The 12,978-nt window shown below is 71.1% G+C and carries 15 protein-coding genes; 3 read left to right on the forward strand and 12 right to left on the reverse strand.

Annotated elements, in window-relative coordinates:
- Positions 1–13 precede the first annotated feature (13 nt).
- On the forward strand, positions 14–280 hold the full coding sequence (locus tag ACZ63I_RS14360; protein ID WP_469338601.1) for a protealysin inhibitor emfourin: 267 nt from the start codon (positions 14–16) through the stop codon (positions 278–280).
- 4 nt (positions 281–284) lie between these two features.
- Here the strand turns inward: ACZ63I_RS14360 and ACZ63I_RS14365 are convergent, their stop codons facing one another.
- Positions 285–917, reverse strand: coding sequence for a TetR/AcrR family transcriptional regulator (locus ACZ63I_RS14365; RefSeq protein ID WP_469338603.1), 633 nt, complete (start codon positions 915–917; stop codon positions 285–287).
- A 69-nt stretch (positions 918–986) separates the two neighbouring features.
- On the opposite strand from ACZ63I_RS14365, the gene ACZ63I_RS14370 reads away from it, so the two are divergent.
- Positions 987–1,700 (forward strand): SGNH/GDSL hydrolase family protein, encoded by a 714-nt coding sequence (locus ACZ63I_RS14370; RefSeq protein WP_469338605.1) that lies wholly within the window; start codon positions 987–989, stop codon positions 1,698–1,700.
- A 21-nt stretch (positions 1,701–1,721) separates the two neighbouring features.
- Here ACZ63I_RS14370 and era read toward each other — a convergent pair whose 3' ends face one another.
- Both era and ACZ63I_RS14380 read right to left on the reverse strand, forming a co-directional pair.
- On the reverse strand, positions 1,722–2,681 hold the full coding sequence (era, locus tag ACZ63I_RS14375) for a GTPase Era (protein ID WP_041989967.1): 960 nt from the start codon (positions 2,679–2,681) through the stop codon (positions 1,722–1,724).
- Positions 2,682–2,745: 64 nt separating this feature from the next.
- Positions 2,746–3,114 carry a cytidine deaminase gene (locus tag ACZ63I_RS14380; protein WP_469338607.1) on the reverse strand — a complete coding sequence of 123 codons (369 nt, stop codon included), beginning with the start codon at positions 3,112–3,114 and terminating at the stop codon, positions 2,746–2,748.
- Between the two features lie 190 nt (positions 3,115–3,304).
- On the opposite strand from ACZ63I_RS14380, the gene ACZ63I_RS14385 reads away from it, so the two are divergent.
- Positions 3,305–4,699, forward strand: a complete 1,395-nt coding sequence (locus ACZ63I_RS14385; RefSeq protein ID WP_469338609.1) for a polysaccharide pyruvyl transferase family protein — start codon at positions 3,305–3,307, stop codon at positions 4,697–4,699.
- 69 nt (positions 4,700–4,768) lie between these two features.
- Here ACZ63I_RS14385 and ACZ63I_RS14390 read toward each other — a convergent pair whose 3' ends face one another.
- From ACZ63I_RS14390 to ACZ63I_RS14430, 9 genes are all read right to left on the reverse strand, one after another.
- Positions 4,769–5,128 carry an MmcQ/YjbR family DNA-binding protein gene (locus tag ACZ63I_RS14390; protein WP_469338610.1) on the reverse strand — a complete coding sequence of 120 codons (360 nt, stop codon included), beginning with the start codon at positions 5,126–5,128 and terminating at the stop codon, positions 4,769–4,771.
- Between the two features lie 13 nt (positions 5,129–5,141).
- Complete coding sequence (locus ACZ63I_RS14395) at positions 5,142–6,449, reverse strand: hemolysin family protein (protein ID WP_469338612.1); 1,308 nt, start codon at positions 6,447–6,449, stop codon at positions 5,142–5,144.
- Complete coding sequence (gene ybeY / locus ACZ63I_RS14400) at positions 6,446–6,943, reverse strand: rRNA maturation RNase YbeY (protein ID WP_328581930.1); 498 nt, start codon at positions 6,941–6,943, stop codon at positions 6,446–6,448. The genes ACZ63I_RS14395 and ybeY overlap by 4 nt, the downstream gene beginning before the upstream one ends.
- Positions 6,944–6,990: 47 nt before the next feature.
- Positions 6,991–8,031, reverse strand: a complete 1,041-nt coding sequence (locus ACZ63I_RS14405; protein ID WP_469338613.1) for a PhoH family protein — start codon at positions 8,029–8,031, stop codon at positions 6,991–6,993.
- Between the two features lie 154 nt (positions 8,032–8,185).
- Positions 8,186–9,301 (reverse strand): carbohydrate kinase family protein, encoded by a 1,116-nt coding sequence (locus tag ACZ63I_RS14410; protein WP_469338615.1) that lies wholly within the window; start codon positions 9,299–9,301, stop codon positions 8,186–8,188.
- Between the two features lie 76 nt (positions 9,302–9,377).
- On the reverse strand, positions 9,378–10,304 hold the full coding sequence (locus tag ACZ63I_RS14415) for a ribonuclease Z (RefSeq protein WP_469338617.1): 927 nt from the start codon (positions 10,302–10,304) through the stop codon (positions 9,378–9,380).
- Between the two features lie 15 nt (positions 10,305–10,319).
- Positions 10,320–10,679 carry a histidine triad nucleotide-binding protein gene (locus ACZ63I_RS14420; protein ID WP_328581932.1) on the reverse strand — a complete coding sequence of 120 codons (360 nt, stop codon included), beginning with the start codon at positions 10,677–10,679 and terminating at the stop codon, positions 10,320–10,322.
- A gap of 99 nt (positions 10,680–10,778) precedes the next feature.
- A complete protein-coding gene (locus ACZ63I_RS14425; protein WP_469338620.1) occupies positions 10,779–11,516 on the reverse strand; it encodes a 16S rRNA (uracil(1498)-N(3))-methyltransferase in 738 nt (245 codons plus the stop codon).
- Positions 11,513–12,586 carry a nitronate monooxygenase gene (locus ACZ63I_RS14430; protein ID WP_469338622.1) on the reverse strand — a complete coding sequence of 358 codons (1,074 nt, stop codon included), beginning with the start codon at positions 12,584–12,586 and terminating at the stop codon, positions 11,513–11,515. Before ACZ63I_RS14430 ends, ACZ63I_RS14425 begins: the two co-directional genes overlap by 4 nt.
- Positions 12,587–12,978 lie beyond the last annotated feature (392 nt).

Genomic DNA, 12,978 nt, shown 5'->3' on the forward strand with positions numbered 1-12,978 from the left:
GTAGGAGAGCCCCATGCGGATTCAGGTACGGCGCACGGGCGGTTTCGCCGGCATCGAGCGCGCGGCCGAGGTGGACACCTCGGGCCTGCCCGACGCCGGCGCCTGGCAGGCCCTGGCGGAGCAGGCGCTGAGCGACAGCAGCGGCGCGCCGCCCACCGGCGTACCGGACGGCTTCACCTACCGGATCACGGTCGACAGCCGTACGGTCCACTGCGCCGACCCGCGGCTGTCCGCGTCGCAGCGGGAGCTGATCTCACGCGTGTTGAAGGAAGGCGCGTGAGAGATCACGGAAAGGCGGCGGCTTCGAGGGACGCGGTCGCCGCCTCTGTCGAGTCCCCCGCGCCGACCGCGAAGTCCCGCAGGGTCGCCTCAAGGAACTCGTCCACGGTGTAGCGGCTCTTGAGGTAGCCCGTCTGCTCCAGCTCGATCAGCCCGTGCAGCACGCACCAGAGCTGGCGCACCCGCAGCCCGGTGTCGGCCTCGTGGAACCTGCCCGCCGCCATGGCCCGGCGGATCGCGTCCTGCGGCACGCGCAGGACGTACAGGCCCATCTCCCGGTCGGTGTCGTCCAGTTCGAAGCCGGCCAGCGCCGATCCGCCGAACAGCACCGCGTACACATGCGGTTCGGCGAGGGTGAACTCGTGGTAGCTCCGGGCGAGCGCGAACAGTTCGGCGACGGGATCCGCGTCGTCGCGCTCCACCAGCCGCAGCCGCTCCATGAAGCGGGCGAACCCCTCGCGCATGACTTCCCGCACCAGGCCAGGCATGGAGCCGAAGTGGGTGTAGACGGCCATGGTCGAGGCGCCGACCTCCTTGACGAGCCGTCTCGCGCTCAGGGCCGCGGCGCCCTGTTCGGCGAGGATGCGGGCGGCTTCGTCCAGCAGGCGGCGGCGTAGCGCGGAATCGGAGGTTGACACAGGACGGAGCATAACGATGTTATGGGCATAACAGCGTTATGGCGTTGAGGCGAGAGAGGGGTGAACCTCATGCTGATGACCAAACAGGCGATACGGGCACGGGTGCCGAGGCTCCCGGAGGCCGCGGGGGACAAGGGCCTGTCCAAGAACGCAGCGGGCGTCGGGGGGCGCCCGCTGCGGCTGCTCGTCCTGGGCGACTCGACGGCGGCCGGGGTCGGCGCGGTGCGGCAGGAGGACGCGCTGGCGGGCCAGTTGGCCGTCGCGGTGACCGCGCTCACCGGCCGGGAGGTCTCGTGGCGGGTGGTGGCGCGCTCGGGCGCCACGGTGCGCGCGGTCCGGCGGGAGCTGCTGACCCGGCTCACGGAGCCGACGGAGGGCTGGCAGCCGGATCTGGTGCTGGTGGTCGCCGGGGTGAACGACGCGCTCACGTTCCGCCGCCCGCGCGCGTTCCGCGCCGATGTGGAGCGGCTGGTACGGGACATCAGGGTGCGGCTCGGCCATGACGTGCCGATGATGTTCGCCGGGCTGCCGGAGACGGACACGATGGACGCGCTGCCGCGCGCGGTCCAACTGCCGCTCAGCGGCTATCTGCGGCTGCTCGACCGGCAGTTGAAGATCGTCGCGGGGCGGCACCCCGCGCTGTTCCATCTGCACTCGGGCGGGCCGCCGAAGATGCCGGGCGACTGGATGGCAGCCGACCGCTTCCACCCGTCGGCGAGCGGCTACCGCGCCTGGGCGCGGGCCCTGTCGGGGCGGGTGGCGACCCTCGTGGAAGCGCTGTGACGATCTGACGCGGGGACGCGGTCAGAAGCCGAGCTTCCGTAGCTGCTTCGGGTCCCGCTGCCAGTCCTTCGCGACCTTCACATGCAGATCGAGGAAGACCGGGGTGCCCAGCAGCGCCTCGATGTGCTTGCGGGACTTCGTCCCGACCTCCTTGAGCCGCTTGCCCTTCGGGCCGATGATGATGCCCTTCTGGCTGGGCCGCTCGATGTAGACGTTGGCGTGGATGTCCAGCAGCGGCCGGTCGGCGGGGCGGTCCTCGCGCGGCAGCATCTCCTCGACCACGACGGCGATCGAGTGCGGCAGCTCGTCCCGTACGCCCTCCAGCGCGGCCTCCCGGATCAGCTCGGCCACCATGACCTGCTCGGGCTCGTCGGTGAGGTCGCCCTCCGGGTAGAGCGGGGGGCTCTCCGGCAGCAGCGGGACCAGCAGGTCGGCCAGCAGACCGACCTGCTGGTCGGCTACGGCCGACACGGGGATGATCTCGGCCCACTCCAGGCCCAGTTCGCGGCCGATCTGGTCGATCGCGATGAGCTGCTCGGCGAGCGTCTTCGAGTCGACGAGGTCCGTCTTCGTGACGACGGCGATCTTCGGCGTCTTCTTGATCGCGGCCAGTTCCTTGACGATGAAGCGGTCCCCGGGGCCCAGCTTCTCGTCGGCGGGCAGGCAGAAGCCGATCACGTCGACCTCGGCCCAGGTGGTCCGCACGATGTCGTTGAGCCGCTCACCGAGCAGGGTGCGCGGCTTGTGGAGGCCGGGGGTGTCCACGAGGATCAACTGCGCCTCGGGCCGGTGCACGATGCCGCGGACGGTGTGCCGGGTGGTCTGCGGCCGGTTGGAGGTGATGGCCACCTTCTGTCCGACCAGAGCGTTCGTGAGGGTGGATTTGCCCGCGTTGGGGCGGCCTACGAAGCAGGCGAAGCCGGCCCTGTGGGGTGCTTCGGCTGTCTCGGGTGAAGGGGTACGAGCGCTCATGGCGCCCATTGTCCCCGATCGCGGGGCCGGCGCCGACCAGCCGGGTCGGCGGACGGCCGGTGCGGGTCCCGGGTCAGCCCGCCTCGACCGTGGCGCGCAGCGTCCCGTCCGGGGCCGCCAGCAGGACCGGCGTCGCGGGGCCGCCGAGATCGCGTACGGCGGCACGGTCCTCGGCCGCCGGTTCCGCGGCCTCGGTGACGACGGCGGCGGCCTCCAGTGACGTCGCTCCGCTGGCGACGGCCATCGCGACGGCGGTGCGCAGCGCGCTCAGCTTGAGGGAGTCGAGTTCGACCGTGCCGGCGACGTACGTACGGCCCGTTTCGTCCCGTACCGCCGCACCCTCGGCCACCCCGTTGCGGGCGCGGGTCGCACGGGCCAGCGTGATGATCTTGCGGTCCTCCGGGTCGATGTCCGCAGGTCCCGGTCCGGCGCTCTGTGTCATGTGCCGAGCATAAGTCTCGGGAGATCACCGCAGGTGGCGGCGGGTCCCCAGGTCTTAGGACCTAAGGAATAAACCGTTCGAAACCGGGAATTGCGTTCGACTTCCGGTCTTTGCCCTGCGGTATCGTCCCGTTCACCTACGCCTTTCCGGACAGTTGACCGGTCTTTACGAGTAAGCGAGAAAGCAGGCCATGAAGCGCATACTCATCCGCTCGGGGAAGAGCCCGTTCCGTGTCGCGTCCCAAGAGGAGTTCATCGAGCAGGACCTGATCGGCACGAACTCAGGGAATCTCCTGTTCAGCGACGCGACGTACAAGATCCTGCTCACCCAGGACACCGAGCTGACGTCGAACGGGCTGAAGACCGTGCCGACGGCCGAGCGGGCGAAGGAGATCAACGAGCAGTACGACGCGTTCGTCATCCCGCTCGCCAACGCCTTCCGGCCCAGCTTCCGCGGCTCGCTCGACCGGATGTCCACCCTGATCGAGCAGCTCACCATCCCGGTGGTGGTGCTGGGAGTCGGCGCGCAGGTCAGTGAGAACTACGACACCAAGCGGCTCGCCCCGATGGAGCTGTCGGTCAAACGCTTCGTCAGAGCCGTGCTGGAGAGATCGCCTTCGATCGGCGTGCGCGGCGAGCTGACCGCCTCGTACCTCAAGGACCTCGGCTTCCACGACGTCGACATCATCGGCTGCCCGTCGATGTTCCTGCACGGCGAGACCTTCCCCCGGCCGCGCGACCCCGGGTTCATCGACAGTTCGTCCCGAATAGGGATAAACCTCTCACCCGGCGCCGTGAACGTCGGCGATGTGGCCGCGCTGGCCCGCAACGCATACGAACGCTTCCCGCACCTCACCTACTTCGCGCAGAACCTCGCCGACGCCGAGCTGCTGTTCTGGGGCGACACCTCCAGCGGCGCCACCGCCGGCCGCGACAAGGGGCTCCCCCGCCGGATGACTCACCCGCTCTTCCAGGAGAACAAGGTCAGGGTCCCGCTGGACCCGAGGACCTGGCTGGAGGAACTCGCCACCCACGACTTCGTCTACGGCACCCGCATCCACGGCAACATCGCCCCGCTCCTCGCGGGCACGCCCAGCGTGGTGCTGGTCCACGACTCGCGGACCCTCGAACTCTGCCGGTACTACGACATCCCGCACCGGATGCTGCGCGGCCTGCCCGGCGACATCCACCCCAGGGACCTGTACGAGGAAGCCGACTACGGGCCGCTGCTCAGCAACCACCGGGAGCGCTGGGACCGGTTCAAGACCTTCCTCGACCGCAACGGCCTGGAGAACACCTTCAGCCACGGCGACGGCGGCGCCGCGTACGACGCCCGGGTCGCCGCCCTGAAGCTGCCGCCGCCCGTCAGCGTCTGGGACAGCTCCGACGACGGCGCGCTGCGCTACCGCTTCAGCAGGCTGCACGAGCGGCTGGCGCAGGCCGAGCGGAGCGTGACCGCGCTGACCGCGCAGAACAAGGAACTGATGAAGCGGCTCACCACCATGGAGCGGCGGATGTCGGCCGACGGCTCGCGCATCGGTCCCGCCATCCGCCGCCGCGTACGCAAGATGCGGCCGCACGGCTGATCCGCTGACGCCGACGGACGCGCGTAGAGTCCCCGGACCGGGGACTCCGGGCCCGGATCGGGGCCTGGATCAGGGCCGGTCGAGGCGGAGGCGCTCCGCCCGCGGCAGCCCGGCGACCACCAGGTCGTAGGAGTCCTCGATCAACTCCCGCACCATGCGCGGCGGGAGGTCTCCGACCGTCACCGTGTTCCAGTGCCGCTTGTTGAGATGCCAGCCGGGGACGATCGCCGGATACGCCTCCCGGAGCCTGACCGCCTCCTCCGGCGCGCACTTGAGGGCGACCTTCAGGGGCGCGTCGTCCAGCGAGCAGAACGCGAAGATCTTCGCCGCCACCTTGAAGACCGAGAGGCCGGGACTGCGCGAGAACGGTGTCTCGCGCGAGGTCCCGTTGAACCCGAGGCAGAACTCGGCCAGTTCCTCCGGGCTCATGACGAAGCGCCCCTCACGACGAAGCCGCCCCTTGCTTCTGCTCCGCCTCCGCCACCACCGGCTGCGCGAGCACGGTGACGATCTTGTTGCGGCGGCCGGCCGGGGACTCCGCCGTCAGCCGCAGGACCCGGCCGTCCGGCAGCTCGACCTTGGCGCTCGCGCCGGCGATCGGCACGCGCCCGAGCGCCTTCGCCAGCAGGCCGCCCACCGTCTCCACGTCCTCGTCGTCGTACTCGTCGAGCCCGAACAGCTCCCCGAGGTCGCCGATGTCGAGCCGGGCCGTGACCCGGTACGAGCCGTCGCCGATCTCCTCGACCGGCGGCAGCTCCCTGTCGTACTCGTCGGTGATCTCGCCGACGATCTCCTCCAGGATGTCCTCGATCGTGACGATGCCCGCCGTGCCGCCGTACTCGTCGATGACGACGGCGACATGGCTGCGCTCCTGCTGCATCTCCCGCAGCAGGTCCCCCGCGTTCTTCGTGTCGGGCACGAAAGCCGCCGGGCGCATCGCCGTGGAGACCAGATCGGCCTCCGACTCGCGGTTGATGTGGGTCTTCCTGACCAGGTCCTTGAGATAGACGACGCCGACGATGTCGTCCTCGTTCTCCCCCGTCACCGGAATCCTGGAGAAGCCGGAGCGCAGCGCCAGCGTGAGCGCCTGACGGATCGTCTTGTACCGCTCGATGGAGACCAGGTCCGTACGCGGCACCATGACTTCCCGTACGAGGGTGTCGCCCAGCTCGAAGACGGAGTGCACCATGCGGCGCTCGTCGTCCTCGATCAGGGACTCCTGCTCGGCGAGGTCCACCATCGCGCGCAGCTCGGCCTCGCTCGCGAACGGGCCCTTGCGGAAACCCTTGCCGGGCGTGAGGGCGTTGCCGAGGAGGATCAGGAGCTGCGGGACCGGGCCCATCACCCGGGCCAGCGGCAGCAGCACGTACGCGGCTGCCGTCGCCGTGTTCAGCGGGTGCTGCCTGCCGATGGTGCGCGGGGAGACGCCGACGGCCACGTACGAGACGAGGACCATCACGCCGATCGCGACGAGCAGCGCCTCCCACGTCGCGTCGAACTCCTTCAGGCAGACGTACGTGACGAGCACGCCGGCCGCCATCTCGCAGGCCACCCGCACCAGCAGGGCGACGTTGAGGTAGCGGGTGGGATCGGCGGCGATCTGGGCCAGCTTGGCCGCGCCCTTGCGCCCCGACCTGACGGCCTCGGCGGCGCGGAAGCTGGAGACGCGGGCGAGGCCCGCCTCGGCCGAGGCCGCCAGCCAGGCGACGACGACCAGGGCGACGGCCCCGACGATGAGTTGCGCGGTCATGACACGGTCGGCGCGGGCGACGGACCCGTCAGACCGCGCTCACCCCGCCAGCCGTCGACGATGGCGGCCTGGAGGCCGAACATCTCGGCCTTCTCGTCCGGCACGTCGTGGTCGTACCCGAGCAGATGCAGCACACCGTGGACGGTGAGGAGCTGCAACTCCTCGTCCATGGTGTGCTGCGTCGGCGCTTCCTCGCCCTGCTTCTTCGCGACCTCGGGGCAGAGCACGATGTCACCGAGGAGCCCCTGCGGGGGCTCCTCCTCGTCCTTGACCGGCGGACGCAGCTCGTCCATCGGGAAGGACATGACATCGGTCGGACCCGGCAGGTCCATCCACTGCATGTGCAGTTGCTCCATGGCGGCCTCGTCCACGACGATCACCGACAGTTCGGAGAGCGGGTGGATACGCATCCGCGTGAGCGCGTAGCGGGCGACGTCGAGGACCGCCTGCTCGTCGACCTCGATACCTGACTCGTTGTTGACGTCGATCGACATGGTGTTGCTGTGACTCTTTCGGTCGATGCCTCAGCCGGGCGGGCCCGTCAGCGGTGCTGCTCGTTGCCGTTGCGGCTGTCGTACTTCTCGTAGGCGTCGACGATACGGCCGACGAGCTTGTGCCGTACGACGTCCTCCGACGTGAGCCGGGAGAAGTGCACGTCGTCGACGCCCTCCAGGATGTCCTGGACCTGGCGCAGACCGCTCTTCGTGCCGCCCGGGAGGTCGACCTGGGTGACATCGCCCGTGATGACGATCTTCGATTCGAAGCCGAGCCTCGTCAGGAACATCTTCATCTGCTCGGGACTGGTGTTCTGCGCCTCGTCCAGGATGATGAACGCGTCGTTCAGCGTCCGGCCGCGCATGTAGGCCAGCGGGGCGACCTCGATCGTGCCCGCCGCCATCAGCCGCGGGATCGAGTCCGGCTCCAGCATGTCGTGCAGCGCGTCGTAGAGCGGGCGCAGATACGGGTCGATCTTCTCGTAGAGCGTGCCGGGCAGGAAGCCGAGCCGCTCGCCCGCCTCGACGGCGGGCCTGGTCAGGATGATCCGGGTGACCTGCTTGGCCAGCAGGGCCTGGACCGCCTTGGCCATGGCGAGATACGTCTTGCCCGTACCGGCGGGGCCGATGCCGAACACGATCGTGTTCTTGTCGATCGCGTCGACATACCGCTTCTGGTTGAGGGTCTTCGGCCGGATCGTGCGCCCCCGGCTGGAGAGGATGTTCTGGGTGAGCACCTCGGCGGGCGTCTCGGGTCCGTCCGCGCCGCCGTCCTCGCTCGCCCTGAGCATGGCGATCGAACGTTCCACTGCGTCCTCCGTCATCGGCTGACCGGTGCGGAGCACCAGCATCATTTCGTCGAACAGGCGCTGGATCATCGCGACGTCGGCCGCGCTGCCACTGGCGCTGATCTCATTGCCCCGTACATGGATGTCGGCGGCGGGGAAAGCCGACTCGATCACACGCAGCAGGGAGTCCCTCGAACCCAGAACCGTCACCATCGGGTGTTTGTCGGGGACGGTGAAGTGGGCACGCGCCTGTCCCGCCTCGGGGGACCTGCCATTCTGGGCTGTAGGTGTCTGAGTCATGGGCCGGCACTGTGGCCTGCACATACCTCCCGTTGCAGGGTTCTCGCTGCTCGACAACCTCTGGGGTAACAGCCTACGACTCCGCACTGACAAGCCCGTAGGACTTTTCCCCGCGCCCTTGCCCGATCTGGCTTTCCCGCGGCCGCCCGGGTGGTCAGGACGAGCGGCCGAAGCCGATCGTCGGGACCGCCCTGCGCAGCGGCCAGGGGCGATCGGGGGCCGGGAGCAGCGGCTTGAGGAAGGCGTATCGGCGCAGCCCTTCGGGGTCCTGCTCGGTGGACGCCTGCACGTAGCTCCACCAGGCGGCGACCTCCGACCAGCCGGGGGCGGCGAGCGCGCCGCCGAACTCCTGGACGGAGAGCGCAGCCGTCAGGCCGGCGAAGGCGAGCCGGTCGGCGAGCGGCCAGCCGGCGAGCGTACCGGTGACGAATCCGGCCACGAACACATCGCCTGCGCCCGTCGGGTCCAGTGCTTCCACCGCGATGGCCGGCACCTCGGCCGTCTCCCCCGTCCTGCCGTCCACCGCGTAGGCCCCTTCGGAGCCCAGCGTGACGACGGCGAGCGGCACCCGCTCCGCCAGCAGCCGGGCGGCGGCCCTGGGGCTGTCGGCGCGGGTGTAGCGCATCGCCTCCTCGGCGTTGGGCAGGAACGCCTCGCAGTGGTCCAGGTCGGGCAGCTCGGCCAGGTCCCAGCGCCCCGAGTCGTCCCAGCCGACGTCGGCGAAGATCCGTGCGCCGTGCCCGGCGGCGCGGGCGACCCAGCCCTCGTCGCGCCCCGGGTTGAGGGCGGCGACGGCGGCCCGTGCGCGCGGCGGGCATTCGGGCAGCGCGCCCTCGGGCGGCGGGGCCTCGTGGCCGTGCGAGACCATCGTCCGCTCGCCCTCGTACGCCATGGAGACGGTGACGGGCGAGTGCCAGCCGGGGACGGTGCGCGAGCGGGACAGGTCGATGCCCTCGCCCTGTTCGAGCGCGTCCCAGCAGTACTCGCCGTAGTGGTCGTCGCCGAAGGCGGCGGCGAGCGACGTGCGCAGCCCCAGCCGGGCCAGCGCGCTCGCCATGTTGGCGATACCGCCGGGGCTCGACCCCATCCCCCTGGCCCAGGACTCGGTGCCGCGCACCGGTGCGCTGTCGAGGCCGGTGAAGATGATGTCGAGGAAGACCGTGCCGGTCAGGTAGACGTCGCACTCCGGGTCGTCCGGGGCGCGCAGCCCGCCGAGCGGGTCGATGTCGGCGGTGTGGTCCTGTGGGTTTCCGTCGGATGCGGTCGTCACTGCCGTCTCCCCGGTCGCGTGCAGATCCGGCCAGTGTGCCCGATGTGCGCCGCTGTACGGAGGGGAAGCCGCACGCTCAGCGGGTGTGTCCCGCCGACCGCTTGGGCAGCGGCACCCGCGCCAGGTCGGCCGCCACGGTCAGTTCGCCGTCGAACCCGGCGGCGCGCGCCTGCCGTTCGAACGCGGCGGGGTCGCCGTAGCGCTGCGAGAAGTGGGTCAGCACCAGATGCCGTACGCCGGCGTCCCGCGCCACCCGGGCCGCCTGGCCCGCGGTGAGATGGCCGTGGTCGGTGGCGAGATGCTCGTCCTCGTCGAGGAACGTCGACTCGATGACCAGCATGTCGCACCCTTCGGCCAGCGTGTACACGCCGTCGCAGAGCCGGGTGTCCATCACGAACGCGAACCGCTGGCCGCGCCGCACCTCGCTGACCTCCGCCAGCATGACCCCGTCCAGCACACCCTCGCGCTGGATCCGGCCGACGTCCGGGCCCCGGATGCCGCGCTCGGCGAGCAGCGCGGGCACCATGCGGTGGCCGTCCGGTTCGGTGAGCCGGTAGCCGTACGACTCGACGGGGTGCGAGAGCCGGTGCGCGTCCAGCGTGTAGCCGGGCGTCCGCGCGAGGACGACCACCCCGTCGCCGTCGACCGGGACCTGTGACAGTGCGACGGACTCCCGGTAGGCGGTGGCGTACCGCAGCCGCTCGAAGAAGTGCTGCCCGCTCAGCGGGTAGTGGGCCGTGATCTCGTGCGGCACCCGGTCGAGGTTGATGCGCTGGATGACACCGGCGAGACCGAGCGAGTGGTCGCCGTGGAAGTGCGTGACACATATCCGGTTGATGTCGTGCGCGGCGACCCCGGCGCGCAGCATCTGCCGCTGGGTGCCCTCGCCGGGGTCGAAGAGCAGCCCCTCGCCGTCCCAGCGCAGCAGGTAGCCGTTGTGGTTGCGGTGGCGGGTCGGCACCTGGCTCGCCGTGCCGAGGACCACCAGTTCGCGGACGGACAACGCCGTGGCCCGCCGCTATCCGGGAGGCCAGTTGAGACCCCGGCCGCCCAGCACGTGGGCATGCGCGTGGAAGACGGTCTGGCCGGCCCCGCTGCCGGTGTTGAACACGATCCGGTAGCCCCCGGCGTCCACCTTGTCCTGGGCCGCGACCTCGGCCGCCTCCCGCAGCACGTCGGCGGCGATCTGCGGCTCGGCGACGGCGAGCGACGCGGCGTCGGGGTAGTGCACCCGGGGGATGACCAGGACATGCGTCGGGGCCTGCGGGTTGATGTCACGGAAGGCGACCGTGGTCTCCGTCTCCTTGACGACGGTGGCCGGTACGTCACCGGAGACGATCTTGCAGAACAGGCAGTCGGCCTGTGGTTCTCCCGCCATGGTCCGGGGCCTCCCTGGTATCCGATCGGTTGGCAGGCATCGTATCCGGCCGACGGCTGCCTGCCGCGCCGCCGGGTGCGGGGCGGCCGTGGCGGCCCGTCAGGACCAGCGGCCCGTGCGGCCCAGGAGCAGGGCGGTGGCCGCCGTGCCCGCCGTGGAGGTGCGCAGCACGCTCGGGCCGAGCCGGTACGGCTTGGCCCCCGCGTCGGCGAAGGCCGCCAGCTCCTCCGGGGAGACGCCCCCTTCAGGACCGACGACGAGCACGATGCTGCCCTCGGCCGGCAGCGCGGCCATGGCGAGCGGTTCGCTGCCCTCCTCGTGCAGTACGGCGGCGAAGTCGGCGCCCGCCAGCAGCGCGGCGACCTGTTTGGTGCTCGCCGGCTCGGCGACGTCGGGGAACCGCAGCCGCCGCGACTGCTTGCCCGCCTCCCTGGCCGTCGCTCGCCATTTGGCCAGCGCCTTGGCGCCGCGCTCGCCCCGCCACTGCGTGACGCAGCGCGCGGCGGACCACGGCACGACGGCGTCCACGCCCGTCTCGGTCATCGTCTCGACGGCCAGCTCGCCCCTGTCCCCCTTGGGCAGCGCCTGGACAACGGTGATGAGCGGCGCGGGCGCGCCCTCGGTGCGTACGTCGGTGACGGCGACGTCGAGCCGGTCCTTGCCCTCGACGGCGGCAACCGTCCCGAACCCGCCGTTGCCCGCGCCGTCCGTGAGGACGATCTGCTCGCCGACACGGAGCCTGCGTACGGAGACGGCGTGCCGCCCCTCGGGCCCGTCGAGGGTGACCGTGCCGGTGCGCAGCGCACCGGCGGGGACGAGGAAGACGGGCGCGGTCATGACGCACTCCCCAGGGACAACGCGGCGCGGGTCGCGTCGAGTTCGGCGGCCAGCACCTCGACGAGCTGCCCGGCGGGCAGCTCGCGGGCCATCCGGTGGCCCTGTCCCGCGTACAGCGCCATGCCCTGCGCGTCCCCCGCCTTGGCCGCGGCCTTGCGCAGTCCGGCGGTCAGATGGTGCACGGCGGGGTACGCGGGTGGCGCGTAAGGGCCGTGTTCCCGCATGAAGCGGTTCACCAGGCCGCGCGCCGGCCGCCCGGAGAAGGCGCGGGTCAGCTCGGTCCTGGTGAAGACGGGGTTGGTCATGGCTTGTTTGTGCAGCAGATTCGCGCCGGATTCCGGGCAGACCAGGAACGCGGTGCCGAGCTGCCCCGCGTCGGCGCCCACGGCGAGCACGGCGGCGATCTGGGCGCCGCGCATCAGCCCGCCGGTCGCGATGATCGGCAACTGCACGGTCTCCCTGACCTGGGCGACCAGCGAGAGCAGCCCGATGCCGGCGCCGTCGGTGGTGGGGTCGTCGCGATGCGTGCCCTGGTGTCCGCCGGCTTCGATGCCCTGCACGCACACGGCGTCGGCCCCCGCCCACTGCGCGGCCCGCGCCTCGTCGGGGGTGGTGACGGTGACGACGGTGAACACCCCGGCGCGGCCGAGCGCGGCGAGCGCGGCGCGGGTGGGGCAGCCGAAGGTGAACGAGACGGCCGGCACGGGGTCGTCGAGCAGTATGGCCAGCTTGGCCTCGTAACCGTCGTCCCGGCCGGACTCGGGGTCCCCCAGCGGTGTGTCGTACCAGGTGGCCTCACCGGCGAGCTGGTTGCGGTAGACCTCGACGGCGGCGCCGTCCTCGTGGTGCGGCTGCGGCATGAACAGATTGACGCCGAAGGGGCGGCCGGTCAGCCCGCGGAGCTGCTTGATCTCTTCGTACATGCCGTCCGCCGTCTTGTACCCGGCGGCGAGGAATCCGAGACCTCCCGCGTCGGAGACGGCCGCGGCCAACCGCGGGCACGACGCACCGCCCGCCATGGGGGCCTGCACGATCGGATACCGGCAGAGATCGGTCAGCGCGGAGGACATGGAGGCATGGTGCCATGCCGCCCGTGGGCCTTGGTTGCGGTGTCGCCGTCCGGCGGGGTTCACGTGTCTGGGTTGCGGTTGTCGCCGGGGGCGGTGTCGCCGTCCGGCGGGGTGACCGGTCTGGGTTGCGGTTGTCGCCGGGGGCCGTTCCGGGATGGTGTCCTGCGCTGCACGATTTACGGCGCGTACTCGTCCCACACGCGGTGCACCCGGACATGCGCCGCAAATCACGCTTTACGCTCCGGACACCACCCCTGCACGACCCCCTTCAGCCCCACCGCCCGGATCGGGTGTTCCCGACCACCGGCGGCAAGGGGCCAGGCGTGCGCGACAGGGACGCGGCCCCCGGCCCGCACGCACCCCGCAAGCCGCGCCCACGCGGGGCTGGGGCT

The sequence above is a fragment of the Streptomyces sp. NPDC087906 genome (assembly GCF_055584925.1).